Below are 17,986 nucleotides of genomic sequence, written 5' to 3'. Positions count from 1 at the left end.
GATGGGACGACGAATCCAAGGACAACGGCGCGGACGCGGCGGCCCGACGTTCCGGGCCCCCTCCCACCGTTACAAGGCGGAACTGTCGCACAAGAAGCTCGAAGACGTGGACACGGTCACCGGCGAGATCGTCGGGATCGAACACGACCCGGCCCGCTCGGCCCCCCTCGCGGAGGTCGAGTTCGAGGACGACGACCGCCGGCTCGTGCTCGCGCCGGAAGGCGTGCGCGTGGGCGAGACGATTCAGGTCGGCGTCTCGGCCGAGATCAAGCCGGGAAACACGCTCCCGCTGGCGGAGATCCCCGAGGGCGTCCCGGTGTGTAACGTCGAGAGCAACCGCGGGGACGGCGGGAAGTTCGCGCGCGCCTCCGGCGTGTCGGCGACACTCCTCACCCACGACCGCGACGTCGCGGTCGTCCAGCTCCCCAGCGGCGAAGTGAAGCGACTCGACCCGCAGTGCCGCGCCACGATCGGCGTGGTCGCGGGCGGCGGCCGGACGGAGAAACCCTTCGTCAAGGCCGGCAACAAACACCACAAGATGAAGGCGCGCGGCACGAAATACCCGCGCGTCCGCGGCGTCGCGATGAACGCCGTCGACCACCCCTTCGGTGGCGGTGGTCGCCAACACCCCGGCCAGCCGAAGTCCGTCTCGCGGGACGCCCCGCCGGGACGCAAGGTCGGTGACATCGCATCCAAGCGCACCGGACGAGGTGGCAACAAATGAGTTCAGACTACCGAACCGGCCGCGAGGGCGAGGAGTTCGCCTACCGCGGTCACTCGCTCGACGAGCTGCAGGAGATGGACGTAGACGAGGTCGCGGAACTGCTCCCCGCACGCCAGCGGCGAAGCATCGTTCGCGGACTCGGCACCGAACAGCAGAAGCTGCTGGAGACGGTCCGGAGCCGCGACAAGGAGACGACGGCGGACGACCCGATCCGGACGCACCTGCGCGACATGCCGATCCTGCCGGAGTTCGTCGGCGTCACCTTCGCCGTGTACAACGGCCACAGCTTCGAGCGCGTTCAGGTTGAGCCCGAGATGATCGGGCACTACCTCGGTGAGTTCCACCTCACGCGAAGCACCGTCGAACACGGTCAGGCCGGCATCGGCGCGACCCGGTCCTCGAAGTTCGTGCCCCTCAAGTAACCCATGGGAATCAACTACAGCGTCGAGGCCGACCCGGAGACCACCGCCAAGGGGATGCTCCGCGACCGGCCCATCAGCGTGAAGGACAGCAAGGAGATCTCCCGAGAGATCAAAGGCGAGACGGTCGCCGACGCGGAGGAGTTCCTCCAGGAGGTCATCGACGAGGAGACGTCGGTGCCGATGCGCCAGCACAACGCCGGCGCGGGCCACCGCTCCGACATCGACGGCTGGGACGCGGGACGGTACCCCGAGAAGGCCGCCAAGGACTTCCTCAAGCTCTTGGAGAACGTCAAGAACAACGCCGACGAGCAGGGGTTCGACGGCGAGGCGATGGTCATCAAACACGTCGCCCCTCACAAGGTCGGCGAGCGACCCGGTCGGAACCCCCGCGCCGCGGGCGCGACCGAGTGGAACACCACGCTCGCGGACGTCGAACTGATCATCGAGGAGCCGGAGGCTGACAACTAATGGCTGACGAACACCAATTCATCGAGGACGGCCTGCGCCGTTCCCAGATCAACGAGTTCTTCGCGGACGAGCTCGGCCGCGCCGGCTACGGCGGGATGGACGTCGCCCAGACGCCGATGGGCACGCAGATCGTCCTGAAGGCCGAAAAGCCCGGGATGGTGATCGGGAAGGGCGGGAAGAACATCCGCAAGATCACCACCGAGCTCGAGGACCGCTTCGACATGGACGACCCGCAGATCGACGTTCAGGAGGTCGACGAGCCCGACCTGAACGCACAGATCGTCGCGGACCGTCTGGCGAACGCCCTCGAACGCGGCTGGTACTTCCGGAAGGCCGGTCACACGACGATTGACCGCATCATGGACGCGGGCGCGCTGGGCGCCGAGATCGTCCTGTCCGGCAAGGTCACCGGCGCGCGCTCGCGCGTCGAGAAGTTCAACCGCGGCTACATCAAGCACAACGGCGAACCCGCCGAGGAGGTCGTCGACCACGGCCAGGGCGTCGCCGTCATGAAGCTCGGGACGATCGGCGTCAACGTGAAGATCATTCCGCCGGGGGCGACGCTCCCGGACGACTTCCAGATCCGCGAGGACGCCGAGGTCCCCGAGGTCGAGCAGGCGGCCGCCGGCGCCGGCGACGACGAGGGCGTCGAGGCGCTGCTCGAAGAGGATCCGGAGGAGGTTCCCGACGTGGGCGCCGACGAGGATGTCGGTGTCCCCGACGAGGACCCCGCGGATGTCATCGACGAGGAGGTCGTCGAGGAGGTCGTCGAGGAGACGCAGGACACGGCCACCGAGGCGACCGACGTCGCCGCGGAGGAGCCGGTCGGCGACGCGGACGCCGACGAGCTCGACGAACTGGACGAAGAGATCGAGTCCGAGGCGGCCGACCTCGTCGCGGAGATGGAGGCGGCCGACGAGGAGGAGGAGGACGAATAATGGCGATCCTCTACACCGACGAGATCCGCGACATGACCGCGGCGGAGCGCCAGGTCGAAGTCGAGGAGCTCGAGACCGAGCTGCTCAACTCGAAGGCGCAGCGGGCGGCCGGCGGCATGCCGGAGAGCCCGGGCCGCGTCAACGAGCTCAAGAAGACGATCGCCCGGATCAAGACGATCCAGGCGGAAGAAGGCGACTTCGACGAGGACGAAGCGTAAGATGATCTCCCCCGACACACTCGTTCGGCACGAGCTCGTCGGCCTCCCGGTTCGGGTGGCCGACGCCGACAGCGACGCCCACGTGGGTATCGCCGGTCGCGTGCTCGACGAGACGTTCGGTACCCTCGTGGTCCGAACGGCGTCGGGGGACAAACGCGTGCCCAAGTCGGGCGCGACGTTCGAGTTCGGCGTCGCCGAGACGCCGACCGCTCGCACAGATGAAGCCGCCGGCGACGGACAGTCGCCGGGGTCCGCGTCCCAACTCGGGTCGGATACTACGGGGGTCCGCCCCCGTCAGTCTGGCCCGTCCGGATCCGCAAGCGTCGTCGACGGTGACGGCGCGGGTCCGGCGAGCCGCCGAGGCGAGTGCAAAGACGCGGTCTACGCGACGGTGGATGGCGATCGGTTGCGATATCGGCCCGCCGAACGCACCGAACGAGGTGCCACACAATGGCGATAGGAATCGACGTACCCACGCCTCCGGAGCCAGACAACCCGGAGGATTACGACTACGAGAAATGCCCGTTCTACGGGCAGCTCTCCGTCCGCGGCCAGACCCGCGAGGGAACGGTCGTGTCGACGGATATGGAAAAGACCGTCATCGTCGAGCGAGAGTACGACGTGTTCGTACCGAAATACGATCGGTACATGAAGCGTCGCTCGCGCATCCCGGCCCACGTGCCGGGCGTGCTCGACTCGCTCGAAGTCGGTGACGAAGTGACGATCGCGGAGACGCGACCGCTCTCGAAGACGAAGTCCCACGTCGTCGTCGAGATCCGCTCGGGTGATCAGTGATGGAGGCGCTCAAGGCCGACGTCACGCAGGGGCTCTCGAAGGGCTCGCTGATCACGTGCGCCGACAACACCGGCGCCCGTGAGCTGAAGGTCATCTCCGTGTCGGGCTACTCCGGCACGAAGAACCGCCACCCGAAGGCGGGGATCGGCGACAAGGTGACCGTCTCGGTCACCAAAGGGACCCCGGAGATGCGGCGGCAGGTGCTGGAGGCGGTCGTCGTCCGCCAGCGCAAGCCGATCCGCCGTCCGGACGGCACGCGCGTGAAGTTCGAGGACAACGCGGCCGTCATCATCGACGACCTCGAGGAGCCGCGGGGCACGGAGATCAAAGGCCCCGTCGCCCGCGAGGTCGCCGAACGGTTCGGGAGCATCGCCTCGACCGCGACGATGATCGTCTAACTATGACGAAACAGCCACGCAAACAACGAAAACGGTCGGAGACCGCGCCGCTCCACGAGCGGCAGAATCAGGTCCGGGCCACCCTCACCGACGAGCTCCGCGAGGAGTACGGACAGCGCAACGTCCGCGTCAACGCCGGCGACACCGTCGAGGTGCTTCGCGGCGACGCGGCCGGCACGGAGGCGGAGGTCGTCTCCGTCGACCTGTCCGCCGAGCGGATCACGGTCGAGGACGTCACCGTCGAGAAGGCGGACGGGGAGGAGGTTCCCCGCCCGATTCCGGCGAGCAACGTCCGGGTGACCGAGCTGGACCTCGAGGACGAGCGCCGCGAGGCGCGGCTCCAGGAGGATAACGAATGACGCGACACCAGAAGCGACTGTCAGTACCGAACTCCTGGCCGGTCGAGCGCAAGACGAACACGTTCACCGTGAAGGCGGGCGCGGGCCCGCACGGCGAGGCGGGCGTTCCGCTCGTCGTCCTGCTGCGGGACGTGCTCGGCTACGTCGACTCGACGAAGGAGGCGCGCTACGCGCTGAACAACGACTCGATCCTCGTCAACGGGGACGCCGTCTCGGACGAACAGCGTCCGATCGGGATGTTCGACATCCTGGCGTTCCCCGAGCGCGGGGAGTACTTCCGCGTCTTCCCCGACGAGGGCGGTCGGCTCGCGCTGACTCCCGTCGACGAGGACGCCGCGGGCAGCCGGCTCGGGAAGATCACGAACAAGACCGTCGTCCCCGGCGGCGTCACGCAGCTGACGCTCCACGACGGGACGAACGTCCGCGTCGACGACGACGCGGACTACGAGACGAACGACTCGATCGTCGTCGACAACGAGACGAAGGAGATCGTCGCCCACTTCGAGTACGAGGAGGGCGCCTTGGTGACCGCCGTCGCCGGCCAGCACGCCGGCCAGATCGGCGAGATCGAGGACATCGACGTGACCCTCGGCTCCGGCGACAACACCGTGACCGTCGCCAGCGAGGACGGCGGCTACGAGACGGTCGAGGAGTACGTCGTCGTCATCGACGAGAACTTCACCGACGACGAGGGTGATGCGGATGAGTGAAGCCGAGAGCGCCGACCACGAGATGCGCGAGCCGTCCCTCGAGAAGGTCGTCGTCCACATGGGCGTCGGGCAGGGCGGTGAGCCGCTCGCGGACGCCGAGGAGATCATCGAGGAGATCACGGGCCAGCAGTCGGTCCGGACCACCTCGAAGCGCACCATCGCCGAGTTCGGGATCCGCAAGGGCGACCCGATCGGCGTCAAGGTGACGCTGCGGGGCGAGGACGCGCACGCGTTCCTCGAGACCGCGCTCGATCTCGTCGATGTCTCGCGGAGCCAGTTCGACGACACGGGTAACCTCAGCTTCGGGGTCGAGGACCACACCGACTTTCCGAGCCAGGAGTACGACCCCAACATCGGGATCTACGGCCTCGACGTGACGACGACGATCGTCCGTCCCGGCTACCGCGTCTCGAAACGCGACAAGGCGACGGGGACCATTCCCTCCCGCCACCGGATGACAGCCGAGGACGCGGCCGCGTTCCTCGAAACGAACTTCGACGTCGAGGTAACCGAATGAGCGAAGCGAACAACGACACGGGCGAGCACGCCGCGAAGCGCACCGACTCCCGGCACACGTGCCGGCGGTGCGACCGCGAGCAGGGACTCGTCGGCAAGTACGACATCAACCTCTGCCGGCAGTGCTTCCGCGAGGTCGCCCGAGACATGGGATTCGAGAAGTACAGCTGATCATGACGGGAAACGATCCATTCACCAACGCGCTCGCCGGCATGGACAACGCCGAGAGCGTTGGCCACCTGTCGTACACGGTAGAGCCCGCTTCGAACATCATCGGCTCCGTCCTCGAGGTCCTCTACGACCGCGGGTACGTCGACGGCTTCGAGTACGTCGACGACGGGAAAGCCGGGAAGTTCGAGGTCGAACTGAAAGGCGCGATCAACGAGTGTGGCGCCGTCAAGCCCCGCTACTCCGCGGGTGCGGACGAGTTCGAGAAGTGGGAGAAGCGGTACCTCCCCGCCCGTGACTACGGGACGCTCATCGTCACGACGAGCCACGGCGTCATGAGCCACTACGAGGCCCGCGAGGAGGGCATCGGCGGCCAAGTGATCGCATACGTCTACTAACAATGAACAGAGTCGAAATCGATATTCCGGACGACGTCTCCGCCGAGACCGACCACCTCGAACTCACCGTCGAAGGACCCAACGGGAGCGTCACGCGACGCCTCTGGTACCCCGACGTCGACGTGACGATCGAGGACGGCGCGGTGGTCATCGCGACCGAGAACGAGGACGCGAAGACCAACGCCACCGTCGGCACCTTCGAGAGCCACGTCGCCAACATGATCCACGGCGTCACCGAGGGCTGGGAGTACGCCATGGAAGTGTACTACGCCCACTTCCCGATGCAGGTGAACGTGGAGGGCGACGAGGTCGTCATCGAGAACTTCCTCGGAGAGAGCGCCGCGCGGCGCACCCCCATCCGCGGAGACACGGACGTACAGATCGACGGCGAGACGGTCACGCTCTCGGGCTCCGACAAGGAGGCCGTCGGCCAGACCGCCGCCGACATCGAACAGCTGACGAAGGTGACCGACAAGGACACGCGCGTCTTCCAGGACGGCGTGTACATCGTCGAGAAACCCACCGGAGGTGCCTAACCGATGGCAGACGAACTGGAAGACATCAGCGGTGTCGGTCCCTCGAAGGCGGACGCGCTTCGCGAGGCCGGCTACGAGACGGTCGAGGACGTGAAGGCCGCCTCCCAGTCGGAGCTCTCCGAGGTCGACGGCGTCGGCAACGCGCTCGCAGCGCGTGTCAAGGCCGACGTCGGCGGGCTGGAGGTCGACGAGGAGGCGGACGCGGAAATCGAAGACGAGACCGACGAGGAGGAGCCGGTCGACGAGGCCGAGGAGTCCGAGACGGTCGAGACGGAGCTTCGGCCCCGCGGTCACGCCGACAAGACGCCGGAACTGGACGACGAGACCGCTCGCGCGCTCGCACAGAAGCACCGCGAGGGGAAACCGCAGTTCAACCGGCAGGACTACCACAAGAAAAAGCGGATCCCGACGTCGTGGCGCAAGCCGCGCGGCGGGCTCTCCAAGCAGCGCCGTCGCATGAAGTCGAAGGGGCCGGTCGTCGAGGCCGGCTTCCGCTCGCCGACGGCGTCGCGCGACCTGCACCCGAGCGGCTTTGAGGAGGTCCGCGTTCACAACACGGACGATCTTGAGGGCGTCGACGGCGACACGCAGGCGGTGCGGATCGCCTCGAAGGTCGGCGGTCGAAAGCGCGAACTGATCGAAGACGAGGCGGAGGAGCGCGGCATTCGCGTGCTGAACCCGACCTACGTCGAAGTGGAGGTCGACGATGAGTGATCTGAAGGCGCAGAAACGGCTCGCAGCGGACGAGCTCGACGTCGGCAAGGGCCGCGTCTGGCTCGACCCCGAGGCACAGGAAGAGATCGAGGACGCCATCACCCGCGAGGACGTCCGCGAGCTCATCGAACAGGGAACGATCCGCGCGAAGGACGCGAAGACGAACTCGCGCGGTCGCGCCCGCGAGCGCGCCGACAAGCGCTCGTACGGGCATCAGTCGGGCGCCGGCTCCCGCAAGGGTCGCTCCGGCGCGCGACAGGACACGAAAGACGACTGGAAGGCGCGCATCCGCGCACAGCGGGCCCGCCTGAAGGAGCTTCGCGACGACGAAGACGTGCTCGACGCCTCCGAGTACCGCACGCTGTACAACAAAGCGAGCGGGGGAGACTTCGAGGACGTCGCCCGTCTCGAGGCGTTCATCGAGACGCAGTACGGTTACGAGGTGACGGACTAATGGCGACAGGACCACGATACAAGGTGCCGATGCGGCGCCGCCGCGAGGTCCGGACGGATTACCATCAGAGGTTGCGCCTGCTGAAATCGGGCAAGCCTCGCCTGGTCGCTCGGGTGAGCAACGCTCACGTCAGGGCGCAGCTGGTGACCCCCGGATCCGACGGCGACGAGACCCACGCGGCCGCCTCCAGCGAGGAGCTCGGCGAGTACGGCTGGGACGCCCCCACGGGCAACCTCCCCAGCGCGTACCTCACCGGGTACCTCGCGGGCGCTCGCGCCGTCGACGCCGGCCTCGACGAGGCCGTCCTCGACATCGGGCTCAACACGGCGACGCCCGGCAACAAGACGTTCGCGGTACAGGAAGGAGCGATTGACGCGGGCCTCGAGATCCCGCACAACGACGACGTGCTGGCCGACTGGTCGCGCACGCGCGGCGAACACATCGCCGACTACGCCGAGCAGCTCGACGAGCCGCTGTACAGCGGCGCGTTCGACGCCAGCGAGCTACCCGAGCACTTCGACGACGTGCTCGCGACAATCCAGGAGGACCATGAGTAGACACAACGACGGCTGGGAACCGCGGACGCGACTCGGCCGCAAGGTACAGGACGGCGACATCACGTCGATGGAACAGGCGCTCCAGTCCGGGCTCCCGCTGAAGGAGGCCGAGATCGTCGACCAGCTCCTCCCGGGGCTCGAAGACGAGGTGCTGGACATCAACATGGTCCAGCGCATGACCGACTCCGGCCGCCGCGTGAAGTTCCGTTGCGTGGTCGCCGTGGGCAACCGCGACGGCTACCTCGGCTACGCGCAGGCCCGCGACGACCAGGTCGGCGGCGCGATCCAGAAGGCGATCGACGTCGCGAAGCTGAACATCATCTCGGTGGACCGCGGCTCCGGGTCCTGGGAGGACCAGCCCGGCGGCACCAACTCCTTGACCCGCACGGCGAAGGGGAAGGCCGGCTCCGTCACCGTCGAGATCAAGCCCGCCCCGCAGGGGCTGGGCCTCGCGGCCGCGGAGACGGTCCGCAACATCCTGGAGCTCGCCGGCGTCGAGGACGCCTGGACGAACTCCGACGGCAACACGCGCACGACGGTGAACCTCGCGAAGGCGACGTTCAACGCCTTGGAGAACGCGGCGCAGTCCCGTACGCCCCAGCACGCGCGCGAAGTCCACTACGACGAGGTGAGCGAGTGATGCAGGCGATCGTTCAGCTCCGCGGCGAGGTTAATCTCGGGTCCGGCGTCGAGGACACGCTCGACATGCTGAACGTCGGGCGCGTCAACCACGCGACGCTCGTCCCCGAGACGGACTCGTACAGCGGCATGATCGCGAAGGTCAACGATGTCGTCGCGTTCGGGGAACCGAGCGTCGAGGCCGTCGCGCGAACGATCGCGCGGCGCGGCGAGCCGCTCGAAGGCTCGGCCGACGTCGACGACGAGTGGATCGACGACAACACCGACTACGCCGATCTGGAGGCGCTGGCCGAGGCGCTCGTCGACGAGGAGACCACGCTGCGCGAGCAGGGTCTCTCGCCGACGCTGCGGCTCCACGCCCCCCGCGGCGGTCACGAGGGCATCAAACACCCCGTGATCGAGGGCGGCGAACTCGGGAAACACACCACCGAGGAGATCGACAGTCTCCTGGAGGCGATGCGATGACGAGCAAGAAACGACGACAGCGCGGCTCTCGGACGCACGGCGGCGGCACGCACAAGAACCGGCGCGGCGCCGGGCATCGCGGCGGTCGCGGCGCGGCCGGTCGCGCGAAACACGAGTACCACAACTACGGTCCGCTCGGCAAGCACGGGTTCAAGCGCCCCGAGGACGCTCAGACGGAGGTCCTCGAAGTGAAGATCCAGAAGCTCGACGAGGACGCGGCGCTGTACGCCGCGGACGGTCTCGCCGAGGAGGACGGCGACGCGTACGTCTTCGACGCGCGCGACGTCGTTGAGGACGGCCACGAGGCTGATGTGGTGAAGGTGCTCGGCGGCGGGCAGGTCCGCCGCGAGCTCCGCGTCACGGCCGACGCGTTCACCGCCGGTGCGGTCGAGCTCATCGAGGAGGCGGGCGGCGAGGCGACGCTCTCCGAGCGCGCCGAAGAGCCCGCTGACGAACCGGAAAACACTTCCGACGACGAGAACGACGAGGCGTAACATGAGCTGGAAGGAGGCCGCCGAACCGGTGCTCTCGCGGATGCCCGTCGTGGAGCGGCCCGCGGGACACGTCCCGTTCAGACGGAAGCTTACGTGGACGGCCGGAATCCTGATCGTCTACTTCTTCCTGACCAACATCAACCCGTTCGGGTTGGCGGTCGGGCAGGGGTCGGACTTCTTCGGGCAGTTCCGGTCGGTGCTCGCCGGGTCGTCCGGGTCGCTGCTACAGGTCGGTATCGGACCGATCGTCACGGCGTCCATCGTCCTCCAGCTGTTGGGCGGTGCGAACCTCCTCGGGCTCGACACCGAGAACGACCCGCGCGACCAGGTCCTCTATCAGGGCCTCCAGAAGCTGCTGGTGATCATCGTCTCCGCCCTCACGGCGGCGCCGATGGTGTTCACCGGGGGGTTCCTCCCCGCGGACGACGCGGTCGCGAGCGCGCTCGGCATCGGGACGTTCGGCGTTCAGGTGCTGATCTTCGCGCAGATCTTCGTCGGCGGCATCCTCATCCTGTTCATGGACGAGATCGTGAGCAAGTGGGGCGTCGGCTCCGGCGTCGGGCTGTTCATCATCGCGTCGGTGAGCCAGCAGATCGTCGGCGGCTTCTTCAGCTTCTCCGCACTCGGCGCCTCCGGCTTCTTCGCGAGCTGGTACGGCGTCATCTTCGGCGACGTGCCGGTGTCGATGTCGCCGTTCACGGCGGAGGGGCTCCAGAATCTCCTCTTCGATCCGGGGAACATTCTGGCGCTTTTCACCACGGTGTTCATCTTCGGGATCGTCGTGTACGCGGAGTCGGTCCGCGTCGAGATCCCGCTGTCGCACGCCCGCGTGAAGGGCGCCCGTGGACGCTTCCCGGTGAAGCTCATCTACGCGTCCGTCCTCCCGATGATCCTCGTTCGCGCGCTGCAGGCGAACATCCAGTTCCTCGGCCAGATCCTCTCCTCGCAGTGGGCGGGGATGCCGGCGATACTCGGGACCTACAGCGAGCAGGGGCAGCCCATCGGCGGGCTGTTCTACTACCTGAACCCGATTCAGAGCCGGGGGCAGTGGATGTGGTTCCTCGGTGAGATACCGGCGTCCGTCGAGCCGTGGATGATCGCGATCCGGCTCGCGATCGACCTCGCGTTCATGATCGTCGGCGGCGCTATCTTCGCGATCTTCTGGGTCGAGACTACCGGCATGGGGCCGGAGGCGACCGCGAAACAGATCCAGAACTCCGGGATGCAGATCCCCGGGTTCCGCCGGAACCCGCAGGTCGTCGAGAAGGTCATGGAGCGGTACATCCCGCAGGTGACCGTCATCGGCGGCGCCCTCGTCGGGCTGCTCGCCGTGATGGCGAACCTGCTCGGCACCATCGGGCAGGTCTCCGGCACCGGGCTACTGCTTGCGGTCTCTATCACGTACAAGCTGTACGAGGAGATCGCCGAAGAGCAGCTCATGGAGATGCACCCGATGATGCGCCAGATGTTCGGCAACGAGTAGCGAACATCCACTCCTTTCCGTTCTTCTTCGACCCTGAGCGACTGCGTCGTACTCAGCAGTCTCCTACCGGGGGGAGTCGAAGTGACCGACTCGGACGGCTTCTTCGAGCAACTCGACGAGACCGAGGCGATCGCCGACGATTAACCGGAATCTATCGAAACACCGGTCGAACAGACGGAAGCGGACGCCCCCCGCGCGGATGCGGATACAACGGCCGGCTCAACGTTCACCGAGCCACGACGACGTACGGGTACCTCCGGTACATCGCCAGCTGTCGATTCCGTCGGTGTAAATTCAAACGACACAGTATCGCGCCGAGTCGGTTCCTGACGCTTCGCGTCGACAACGGATCGAGAACTCGGCGTTAGGGGAGCGGCCGGTCGGGTTCGGCCGCTATCGCCCGCGACTTCCGAGGCGTGACCAGATCGGGTTGTTCCGGCTGGTCGCCTTTCGCTCGGAGACGCACCACTCGGCTCGATCCCACCGAGACCGTCGGCCGCGGTCGCCCCGGCTATACGGCGTCGGACCGATCGCTCGCAGCGGCTTCGTCCGCCGCGTCCTCTTCGTCGTCGCTCATCTCCTCGGCGGCTTCTTCGACCTTTTCTTCGACGGTTTTCTCCACCGTCTCTTCGACCTTCTCGCCGACGGTTTCTTCGACGGTTTTCTCCACCGTCTCTTCGACTTTCTCGCCGACGGTCTCCTCGACGGTCTTCTCTACCGTCTCTTCGACTTTCTCGCCGACGGTCTCCTCGACGGTCTTCTCTACCGTCTCGCCCACGGTCTCTTCGACCTTGCCCGAGACCTCCTCGCTGACCGTGTCGCTGACGTCGTCGGCGACCTCGCCGACCTCCTTGTTGACGGTCTCGCCGACGCTCTTCTCGACCTCCTTGCTCACGGTCTCCTCCACCTTCTCGCCGACCGTCTCCTCGACGGTCTTCTCGACCTCCTTGCTCACCGTTTCGCCGACGGTCTTCTCGACCTCCTTGTTGACCGTCTCACCGACGGTCTTCTCGACCTCCTTGTCGACGGTCTCGCCGACGCTCTCTTCGACCTGTTTCCCGACCTGGTCGGCGACCTCGCGCGTCATCCAGTCCGGATCGAAGCGGGCCATCTTCCACACGACGTGGATCACGTACGACGCGAACACCCCGATCCCGAACGCGATCGCGACGTTGTTCACCTGCGTCGTCGCGATCAACACGATCGACAGGACGATCAGCGCGCCGTACGCGATGTCGGTCGCCGCGTCTACCCGCGCCGGGCTTACCATTCCCGGCCCTCCGTCTCTTCGTCGACCGCGCTCGCCCGCCGCGTGGGATATCCGTTCATACGGTTACCTTGCGAGCCCGCGGCGTAAAAGCCTCCCTCGTTGGGCGTCCGCGCCCCGCGCCCGGAGATCCGGAGCGCACCCCCGGACCCGGAGCGCGACCCTTTTAGGCCGGATGGTCGAATCGAGCGTATGGACATCGAAGAGGGCGGACTCACCGTCTCCGTCCCGGAGGCTCGTGACGGCGCCAGCAAGGGCACCGGCGGCGGCGTCTTCTTCAACCCGACACAGGAGCTGAACCGCGACGTGACGGTCGCGACGCTGCGCGCCTACCGCGACCGCGAACCGCGCGTCGCCTCGTACCTCGACGCGATGGCCGCCTCCGGGGTCAGGGGGGTCCGCGCCGCCGCGGAGGGGTATCGGGTCACCTGCGCCGACGTCGACGCGGACGCGGTCGAGCTCGCCGCCACGAACCTCGACGCCAACGGCCTCGACGGCGAGGCGGTCCACCGCGACGTCAACGCCCTCCTGTACGACGAGGGGCCGTTCGACGTCGTCGATCTGGACCCGTACGGCACACCGATCCCCTTCGCGGACGCCGCGTTCGCGAACGGGCGCAACCTGGTCTGCGTCACCGCCACCGACACCGCGCCGCTGTGCGGCGCCCACCTCAACAGCGGGATCCGGAAGTACGGCGCGGTCCCGCGCAACACCGACTATCACCCCGAGATGGGGCTCCGAACGCTGATATCCGCCTTGGTGCGGACCGCCGCGCGCTACGACAAGGCGGCGACGCCGATCCTCTCGCACGTCTCCCGTCACTACGCGCGGACCTACCTCGAACTGGAGTCGGGCGCCCGCGCGGCCGACGACTGCCTCGACGGCGTGGGGTACGTCGACCACTGCGAGGACTGCCTCTGGCGCTCGGCGACGCCGGGGCACGTCGCCGACCCGGTCGACGCCTGCCCGGAGTGCGGGAGCGACCGCGTCCTCACGGCCGGTCCGATCTGGCTCGGCCCGGTCGCGGACGCCGACTTCGCGCGCGCCGTCCGCCGCGAGGTGACGGACGACATGGGCGAGGCGAAGCGTGCGCGCAAGCTGCTCGGGACGGTCGCTCGCGAACTCGACACCCCCACGCACTACGACCAGCACCGGCTGTACAAGGAGTGGGGTGAGCCCGCGATCGGGATGGACGAGTTCGTCGAGCGCGTCCGCGGGGCCGGCCACGAGGCGAGCCGCGCGCACTACCGTGGCACGGCGGTGAAGAGCACGGCGTCGATCCCCGAGATGCGCGAGGCGGTCCTCGGCGACAACGCGGACTGACGGGGCCGCGGCCGCGTTCGCTCCCGCCGCGAATTCCACCCCACGAGCGCCCGCCCGCGCCGCGCCCGGCACCCTCCCGCTTTTGTCGCGGTCGGTCGAAACACGTGACGTGTCTCGACACTCGCGCACCGCGTTCGGGACGGTTCGACGCGTCGCCGACCTCGCGGTCGACAGGCAGGTGACGTTCCTCGCGGCCGCCATCGCCTACTACGCGTTCGTCTCGCTCGTCCCCGCGCTCCTGCTGCTGGTCGTCGTCGCCACCGCCGTCTTCGGCGAGACCATCGCCGCCGAGCTGGTGGCGTCCACGGGCGAGTTCCTCACGCCGGCCGGCGAGGAGGCGGTCGTCGGGGCCGTCTCCTCGGCCGGCGGGCGGACCGGCGCGAGCCTGCTCGGGGTCGGGCTGCTGATCTGGTCGACGCTGAAGGTGTTCCGCGGGCTCGACACGGCGTTCGTCTCGCTGTACGGCGGCGAGGAGGCGCCCGGCCTCCTCAAGCAGGTCGCCGACGCCGCCTCGGTCGTCGTCGGCGTCGGCGTCGGCCTCGGCGTGATGGTCGCCGTGGGCGCGTTCGTCGCGGCCGCGGACGCGCTTCCCCTGATCGAGGCGGCGAGCGTCCTCGCCCTGCCCGCTCTCCTCGCGGTCGTGTTCCTCCCGATGTACTACCTCCTGCCGCAGCCGGCGATCGCCGTCCGCGAGGCGCTGCCGGGCGCGGCGTTCGCGGCGGTCTGCTGGACGCTGCTTCAGGCCGGGTTTCAGGTGTACGCCGCGGGCGCCGCGCAGTACGAGGTGTACGGCGTCATCGGCGGCATCCTCCTGCTGGTCACGTGGCTGTACCTCGCCGCCGTCGTCGTCGTCCTCGGTGGCGTGGTCAACGTGGTGCTCGCCGGGCGGGGGACTGGCGGCGACGACTCCGGGGAGGCCGGGGGCGGCGGTCCCGCCGCCGCGTTCGACGGCACCGACGACGCCGCGGACCGGCAGTTACAACAGGACCGCGACCGACCCACGGGTATGAACGGCGAGTCGGATCCCGAGGGGGACGACGGCGAACGGCCGCGCGGCGCGCCGGACGTCGCCGCCCTCGAAGCGGAGGTCCGGGAGCTGCGGTCGCAGCTCGACGAGTTCGAGGACGACGTGGAACGCCGGACGGTCGACAAACCGGAGGTCGAGTCGGAGCTGAAGCGGTACGTCCGCTCGCGGATGCGCCGCGGCCACGCCCGCGGCTGGGGCCCGTACCTCGTGCTGCTGTACGGGACCGTGCTGACGCTCGCCGCGTTGACCTCCCTCGACGGGATCTACGCGGTCGGCGCCATCGTCGTCCTCGGACTCTCGACGCTCGGCCTGTACACGATCTTCGTCGTCGTCGGTATCGGCCTCAACCTGATCGAAACGCCGGGGAAGGCGCTCGACTACGCCCGCCGCCGCGGCGATGACTGACCGGACGACGGACGCGTGACGGGACTCGTCGCCGCCGAGCGTGGGATCGGCGAGTTCGCCGTCGTCGACGCCCTCCCGGAGGCCGTTGTCGTGGTCTTCGCGGCAGTCACCCACCTCGCGGACCCGTGGCTGCTCTTCGCCATGCTCGCCGTCGGCTACTGGTTCGCGAGCGAGGGGGTCGCGGGCTCGCCGCGCCGCGCCGGCGCCACGGCCATCGCGGCCGTCACCTGCGCGTACGCCGCGACGGCGCTCGGCAAGGCGTGGTTCGCGGCCCCCCGCCCGCCCGGCGCGATGCCCCCGGCGGACGTGCCGACGTGGCTCCCCGCGCTCCTGTCGGGCTGGTACGAGGCGCAGGTGCTCTCGGACGGGTTCGGCTTCCCGAGCGGGCACGCCACCGGCGGCGCGGCGGCGTACCTCGCGCTCGCACTGCTGTACGACCGGCTCTGGACCGACCGCGCTCGCTACCTCGCGGCCGGGGCGGTCGCCGTCGCCGTCGCGGCCTCGCGGGTCGTCATCGAAGTCCACTACCTCGTCGACGTGCTCGCCGGCCTGCTCGTCGGCGCGGGGACCGTCGCCGTTGCCCTGCGGCTCGCCGGCGACCCGCGGGTCCGCGGCTCGCCCGGCACGGACGCGGCGGCCGGACCGACCGCCGATCTGAACCCCGCACCGGCGTTCGCCCTCGCGGCGGTCGTCTCCGCGGGCGCGCTGGCCGTCGCCGTCGCCGGCGGGCACACGGGGGAAGTCGTCGAGGCAGGGATCGGGATCGCCACCGGTGCCGGGGGCGCGATCGGCTGGCGGTTCGTCGACGGCGAGGAGCCGTCGGTCCCGCCCCGCGTCGCCGTCCCCGCGCTCGCGGTCACCGGCGGCCTCTGGGTCGGCGCGTACGCCTTCGCGGGGACGCTGCCGGTGACGCTGGTCGCGACGACCGCCGCCGTGGTCGCCGTCGTCGCGCTCCCGGCGCTGTCCGGGCGGATCGAGCGGTCGCTCGCCGAGTGACGCGGCGTCGGAAAAAGTCCCGTCGCGGACCGCGGTCAGGGGCTACTCGACTCGGACCGGGCTCAGAACGTCTCCAGGTAGCGGTCCTCCTCCCACTGCGACACCTGGGTGAGGTACTCGCTGAACTCCTGAGACTTCGCCTCGGCGAACTTCTCGGAGGTGTGCGGGCCGAGCGCCTCCTGGAGCACCTCGTCGGTCTCCAGCTCCTCGACTGCGGCGCCGAGGTTCGGGGGCAGCGTCTCGATGCCGTACTCCTCGCGCTTCGCGTCGTCGAACTCGTAGATGTCCTCGCGGACCGGGTCGCCCGGGTCGGCGCCGGTCTTGATCCCGTCGAGGCCGGCGGCGATGAGCGACGCCATGCCGAGGTAGGGGTTACAGGACGGGTCGGGGCTGCGGACCTCGAAGCGCGCGGAGACGCCCGCGGCGTCCGGGACGCGGACGAGCGCCGAGCGGTTCGTGTCGGACCACGCGACGTAGATCGGGGCCTCGTAGCCGGGCACCAGCCGCTTGTAGGAGTTCACGGTCGGGTTCGTGACCGCCGTGAACGCGGGGGCGTGGTTCAGGATGCCGCCCATGAACTGGTAGGCCGTCTCGCTCAGGTTGAACTCGTCGGAGTCGTCGGCGAAGGCGTTGCCGTCCTCGTCGAACAGCGAGATGTGGCTGTGCATGCCCGAGCCGTTGATGTCGGCGATGGGCTTGGGCATGAACGTCGCGTGGAGGTCGTGCTGCTCGGCGACCGCGCGAACGACGGCGCGGAACGTCGCGATGTTGTCCGCGGTCGTGAGCGCGTCGGCGTACTTGAAGTTGATCTCGTGTTGGCCCTCCGCGACCTCGTGGTGGGAGGCCTCGATCTCGAAGCCCATCTCCTCTAAGGTGAAGATGATCTCCTTGCGCACGTCGGACGCGAGGTCCTTCGGGGCGAGATCGAAGTAGCCGCCGTTGTCGTGCGGGATGGTCGTCGCGTTGCCGTCGTCGTCCTTCTCGAACAGGAAGAACTCCGGCTCCGGCCCGATCGAGACGGAGTAGCCCATCTCCTCGGCCTCGGCGAGGACCGACTTCAGGACCTGCCGCGGCCCGCCGACGAACGGCTCGCCGTCGGTGTCGACGATGTCACAGATGAGCCGCGCCGCGCCCGAGTCGCCGTCGTTGCGCCACGGGAGCACCGCGAACGTGTCGGGGTCGGGGACGAGCCGCATGTCCGACTCCTGGATGCGCACGAACCCCTCGATTGAGGAGCCGTCGAAGTAGATGCCTTCGGTGAACGCCTTCTCCGCCTGGTGGGCGGGGACGGAGACGTTCTTCACGACGCCGAGGATGTCAGTGAACTGAAGCCGCAGGAAATCGACGTTCTGCTCCTCGATCTCGTCGAGTACCGCCTGTTCCTCGGCCGTGAGGCCGCCGTCCGGTTTCGCGTGTTCGTCCGTCATGTTCTGGACGTTTGATTCGTTATCTGCCAGTATAAAGGCCTTATCGCTTGGCGCATGAACCGCCGGACAGGCAAAACTGCTGGAC

26 protein-coding genes are annotated in these 17,986 nt (G+C 68.4%); 24 read left to right on the top strand and 2 right to left on the bottom strand.

Annotated features, from left to right (window positions below; all coding sequences use genetic code 11):
• Position 1 precedes the first annotated feature (1 nt).
• The 21 genes from EXE52_RS05760 to secY are packed head-to-tail and all read left to right on the top strand — an operon-like array spanning position 2 to position 11,456.
• Entirely contained in the window at positions 2–724 is a 723-nt protein-coding gene (locus tag EXE52_RS05760; protein WP_049930183.1) for a 50S ribosomal protein L2, read from the top strand.
• The gene (locus EXE52_RS05755; protein WP_049930185.1) at positions 721–1,146 is read left to right on the top strand and encodes a 30S ribosomal protein S19; all 426 of its coding nucleotides are present in this window, start codon (positions 721–723) and stop codon (positions 1,144–1,146) included. Before EXE52_RS05760 ends, EXE52_RS05755 begins: the two co-directional genes overlap by 4 nt.
• Positions 1,147–1,149: 3 nt before the next feature.
• Positions 1,150–1,614 (top strand): 50S ribosomal protein L22, encoded by a 465-nt coding sequence (locus tag EXE52_RS05750; protein ID WP_006114468.1) that lies wholly within the window; start codon positions 1,150–1,152, stop codon positions 1,612–1,614.
• Positions 1,614–2,552 carry a 30S ribosomal protein S3 gene (locus tag EXE52_RS05745; protein ID WP_086216131.1) on the top strand — a complete coding sequence of 313 codons (939 nt, stop codon included), beginning with the start codon at positions 1,614–1,616 and terminating at the stop codon, positions 2,550–2,552. Before EXE52_RS05750 ends, EXE52_RS05745 begins: the two co-directional genes overlap by 1 nt.
• The gene (rpmC, locus tag EXE52_RS05740; protein ID WP_089308358.1) at positions 2,552–2,770 is read left to right on the top strand and encodes a 50S ribosomal protein L29; all 219 of its coding nucleotides are present in this window, start codon (positions 2,552–2,554) and stop codon (positions 2,768–2,770) included. The genes EXE52_RS05745 and rpmC overlap by 1 nt, the downstream gene beginning before the upstream one ends.
• 1 nt (position 2,771) lies before the next feature.
• Positions 2,772–3,230, top strand: coding sequence for a ribonuclease P protein component 1 (locus EXE52_RS05735; RefSeq protein ID WP_086216132.1), 459 nt, complete (start codon positions 2,772–2,774; stop codon positions 3,228–3,230).
• Positions 3,221–3,565, top strand: coding sequence for a 30S ribosomal protein S17 (locus tag EXE52_RS05730; protein WP_006114464.1), 345 nt, complete (start codon positions 3,221–3,223; stop codon positions 3,563–3,565). Before EXE52_RS05735 ends, EXE52_RS05730 begins: the two co-directional genes overlap by 10 nt.
• Entirely contained in the window at positions 3,565–3,963 is a 399-nt protein-coding gene (locus EXE52_RS05725) for a 50S ribosomal protein L14 (protein WP_004597429.1), read from the top strand. The genes EXE52_RS05730 and EXE52_RS05725 overlap by 1 nt, the downstream gene beginning before the upstream one ends.
• Before the next feature lie 2 nt (positions 3,964–3,965).
• Positions 3,966–4,322 (top strand): 50S ribosomal protein L24, encoded by a 357-nt coding sequence (rplX, locus tag EXE52_RS05720; RefSeq protein WP_049930190.1) that lies wholly within the window; start codon positions 3,966–3,968, stop codon positions 4,320–4,322.
• Positions 4,319–5,032 (top strand): 30S ribosomal protein S4e, encoded by a 714-nt coding sequence (locus EXE52_RS05715; RefSeq protein ID WP_049930192.1) that lies wholly within the window; start codon positions 4,319–4,321, stop codon positions 5,030–5,032. Before rplX ends, EXE52_RS05715 begins: the two co-directional genes overlap by 4 nt.
• Positions 5,025–5,549: a 50S ribosomal protein L5 gene (locus EXE52_RS05710; RefSeq protein WP_049930678.1), complete on the top strand. Its 525-nt coding sequence runs from the start codon at positions 5,025–5,027 to the stop codon at positions 5,547–5,549. The genes EXE52_RS05715 and EXE52_RS05710 overlap by 8 nt, the downstream gene beginning before the upstream one ends.
• A complete protein-coding gene (locus EXE52_RS05705; protein ID WP_004597423.1) occupies positions 5,546–5,719 on the top strand; it encodes a 30S ribosomal protein S14 in 174 nt (57 codons plus the stop codon). Before EXE52_RS05710 ends, EXE52_RS05705 begins: the two co-directional genes overlap by 4 nt.
• A 2-nt stretch (positions 5,720–5,721) precedes the next feature.
• Entirely contained in the window at positions 5,722–6,114 is a 393-nt protein-coding gene (locus EXE52_RS05700) for a 30S ribosomal protein S8 (RefSeq protein WP_004047215.1), read from the top strand.
• A 2-nt stretch (positions 6,115–6,116) separates the two neighbouring features.
• On the top strand, positions 6,117–6,650 hold the full coding sequence (locus EXE52_RS05695; protein ID WP_086220227.1) for a 50S ribosomal protein L6: 534 nt from the start codon (positions 6,117–6,119) through the stop codon (positions 6,648–6,650).
• Between the two features lie 3 nt (positions 6,651–6,653).
• Positions 6,654–7,364 (top strand): 50S ribosomal protein L32e, encoded by a 711-nt coding sequence (locus EXE52_RS05690; protein ID WP_049930196.1) that lies wholly within the window; start codon positions 6,654–6,656, stop codon positions 7,362–7,364.
• On the top strand, positions 7,357–7,818 hold the full coding sequence (locus EXE52_RS05685; protein ID WP_049930197.1) for a 50S ribosomal protein L19e: 462 nt from the start codon (positions 7,357–7,359) through the stop codon (positions 7,816–7,818). The genes EXE52_RS05690 and EXE52_RS05685 overlap by 8 nt, the downstream gene beginning before the upstream one ends.
• Positions 7,818–8,375 (top strand): 50S ribosomal protein L18, encoded by a 558-nt coding sequence (locus EXE52_RS05680; protein ID WP_049930198.1) that lies wholly within the window; start codon positions 7,818–7,820, stop codon positions 8,373–8,375. Before EXE52_RS05685 ends, EXE52_RS05680 begins: the two co-directional genes overlap by 1 nt.
• Positions 8,368–9,015: a 30S ribosomal protein S5 gene (locus EXE52_RS05675; RefSeq protein WP_049930200.1), complete on the top strand. Its 648-nt coding sequence runs from the start codon at positions 8,368–8,370 to the stop codon at positions 9,013–9,015. Before EXE52_RS05680 ends, EXE52_RS05675 begins: the two co-directional genes overlap by 8 nt.
• Positions 9,015–9,479 (top strand): 50S ribosomal protein L30, encoded by a 465-nt coding sequence (locus EXE52_RS05670; RefSeq protein ID WP_049930202.1) that lies wholly within the window; start codon positions 9,015–9,017, stop codon positions 9,477–9,479. The genes EXE52_RS05675 and EXE52_RS05670 overlap by 1 nt, the downstream gene beginning before the upstream one ends.
• Entirely contained in the window at positions 9,476–9,973 is a 498-nt protein-coding gene (locus EXE52_RS05665; protein ID WP_086216135.1) for an uL15m family ribosomal protein, read from the top strand. Before EXE52_RS05670 ends, EXE52_RS05665 begins: the two co-directional genes overlap by 4 nt.
• A gap of 1 nt (position 9,974) precedes the next feature.
• On the top strand, positions 9,975–11,456 hold the full coding sequence (secY, locus tag EXE52_RS05660) for a preprotein translocase subunit SecY (RefSeq protein WP_049930205.1): 1,482 nt from the start codon (positions 9,975–9,977) through the stop codon (positions 11,454–11,456).
• A 511-nt stretch (positions 11,457–11,967) separates the two neighbouring features.
• Here secY and EXE52_RS05655 read toward each other — a convergent pair.
• On the bottom strand, positions 11,968–12,726 hold the full coding sequence (locus EXE52_RS05655; protein WP_049930207.1) for a hypothetical protein: 759 nt from the start codon (positions 12,724–12,726) through the stop codon (positions 11,968–11,970).
• Positions 12,727–12,915: 189 nt separating this feature from the next.
• On the opposite strand from EXE52_RS05655, the gene EXE52_RS05650 reads away from it, so the two are divergent.
• From EXE52_RS05650 to EXE52_RS05640, 3 genes are all read left to right on the top strand, one after another.
• Positions 12,916–14,046, top strand: a complete 1,131-nt coding sequence (locus EXE52_RS05650; RefSeq protein WP_049930208.1) for a tRNA (guanine(26)-N(2))-dimethyltransferase — start codon at positions 12,916–12,918, stop codon at positions 14,044–14,046.
• A gap of 109 nt (positions 14,047–14,155) precedes the next feature.
• Positions 14,156–15,478 carry a YihY/virulence factor BrkB family protein gene (locus EXE52_RS05645; RefSeq protein ID WP_089308357.1) on the top strand — a complete coding sequence of 441 codons (1,323 nt, stop codon included), beginning with the start codon at positions 14,156–14,158 and terminating at the stop codon, positions 15,476–15,478.
• A 15-nt stretch (positions 15,479–15,493) separates the two neighbouring features.
• Positions 15,494–16,474 (top strand): phosphatase PAP2 family protein, encoded by a 981-nt coding sequence (locus tag EXE52_RS05640; RefSeq protein ID WP_089308356.1) that lies wholly within the window; start codon positions 15,494–15,496, stop codon positions 16,472–16,474.
• Positions 16,475–16,536: 62 nt separating this feature from the next.
• On the opposite strand, the gene glnA is transcribed toward EXE52_RS05640, so the two are convergent.
• A complete protein-coding gene (gene glnA / locus EXE52_RS05635) occupies positions 16,537–17,901 on the bottom strand; it encodes a type I glutamate--ammonia ligase (RefSeq protein ID WP_086216099.1) in 1,365 nt (454 codons plus the stop codon).
• Positions 17,902–17,986: the final 85 nt, after the last annotated feature.

The organism is Halorubrum sp. CGM4_25_10-8A, from assembly GCF_005435025.1.
In the GTDB taxonomy this organism is placed as follows: Archaea; Halobacteriota; Halobacteria; order Halobacteriales; family Haloferacaceae; genus Halorubrum; species Halorubrum ezzemoulense.
The sequence above is the reverse complement of the archived record's forward strand: the minus strand, read 5'-3'. Positions and strand labels throughout refer to the sequence as shown.

Bases quoted from the DNA above. Each gene is read 5' to 3' on its own strand.
- EXE52_RS05760 (WP_049930183.1), top strand. From the start codon at position 2: ATGGGACGACGAATCCAAGGACAACGGCGCGGACGCGGCGGCCCGACG.
- EXE52_RS05755 (WP_049930185.1), top strand. From the start codon at position 721: ATGAGTTCAGACTACCGAACCGGCCGCGAGGGCGAGGAGTTCGCCTAC.
- EXE52_RS05750 (WP_006114468.1), top strand. From the start codon at position 1,150: ATGGGAATCAACTACAGCGTCGAGGCCGACCCGGAGACCACCGCCAAG.
- EXE52_RS05745 (WP_086216131.1), top strand. From the start codon at position 1,614: ATGGCTGACGAACACCAATTCATCGAGGACGGCCTGCGCCGTTCCCAG.
- rpmC (WP_089308358.1), top strand. From the start codon at position 2,552: ATGGCGATCCTCTACACCGACGAGATCCGCGACATGACCGCGGCGGAG.
- EXE52_RS05735 (WP_086216132.1), top strand. From the start codon at position 2,772: ATGATCTCCCCCGACACACTCGTTCGGCACGAGCTCGTCGGCCTCCCG.
- EXE52_RS05730 (WP_006114464.1), top strand. From the start codon at position 3,221: ATGGCGATAGGAATCGACGTACCCACGCCTCCGGAGCCAGACAACCCG.
- EXE52_RS05725 (WP_004597429.1), top strand. From the start codon at position 3,565: ATGGAGGCGCTCAAGGCCGACGTCACGCAGGGGCTCTCGAAGGGCTCG.
- rplX (WP_049930190.1), top strand. From the start codon at position 3,966: ATGACGAAACAGCCACGCAAACAACGAAAACGGTCGGAGACCGCGCCG.
- EXE52_RS05715 (WP_049930192.1), top strand. From the start codon at position 4,319: ATGACGCGACACCAGAAGCGACTGTCAGTACCGAACTCCTGGCCGGTC.
- EXE52_RS05710 (WP_049930678.1), top strand. From the start codon at position 5,025: ATGAGTGAAGCCGAGAGCGCCGACCACGAGATGCGCGAGCCGTCCCTC.
- EXE52_RS05705 (WP_004597423.1), top strand. From the start codon at position 5,546: ATGAGCGAAGCGAACAACGACACGGGCGAGCACGCCGCGAAGCGCACC.
- EXE52_RS05700 (WP_004047215.1), top strand. From the start codon at position 5,722: ATGACGGGAAACGATCCATTCACCAACGCGCTCGCCGGCATGGACAAC.
- EXE52_RS05695 (WP_086220227.1), top strand. From the start codon at position 6,117: ATGAACAGAGTCGAAATCGATATTCCGGACGACGTCTCCGCCGAGACC.
- EXE52_RS05690 (WP_049930196.1), top strand. From the start codon at position 6,654: ATGGCAGACGAACTGGAAGACATCAGCGGTGTCGGTCCCTCGAAGGCG.
- EXE52_RS05685 (WP_049930197.1), top strand. From the start codon at position 7,357: ATGAGTGATCTGAAGGCGCAGAAACGGCTCGCAGCGGACGAGCTCGAC.
- EXE52_RS05680 (WP_049930198.1), top strand. From the start codon at position 7,818: ATGGCGACAGGACCACGATACAAGGTGCCGATGCGGCGCCGCCGCGAG.
- EXE52_RS05675 (WP_049930200.1), top strand. From the start codon at position 8,368: ATGAGTAGACACAACGACGGCTGGGAACCGCGGACGCGACTCGGCCGC.
- EXE52_RS05670 (WP_049930202.1), top strand. From the start codon at position 9,015: ATGCAGGCGATCGTTCAGCTCCGCGGCGAGGTTAATCTCGGGTCCGGC.
- EXE52_RS05665 (WP_086216135.1), top strand. From the start codon at position 9,476: ATGACGAGCAAGAAACGACGACAGCGCGGCTCTCGGACGCACGGCGGC.
- secY (WP_049930205.1), top strand. From the start codon at position 9,975: ATGAGCTGGAAGGAGGCCGCCGAACCGGTGCTCTCGCGGATGCCCGTC.
- EXE52_RS05655 (WP_049930207.1), bottom strand. From the start codon at position 12,726: ATGGTAAGCCCGGCGCGGGTAGACGCGGCGACCGACATCGCGTACGGC.
- EXE52_RS05650 (WP_049930208.1), top strand. From the start codon at position 12,916: ATGGACATCGAAGAGGGCGGACTCACCGTCTCCGTCCCGGAGGCTCGT.
- glnA (WP_086216099.1), bottom strand. From the start codon at position 17,901: ATGACGGACGAACACGCGAAACCGGACGGCGGCCTCACGGCCGAGGAA.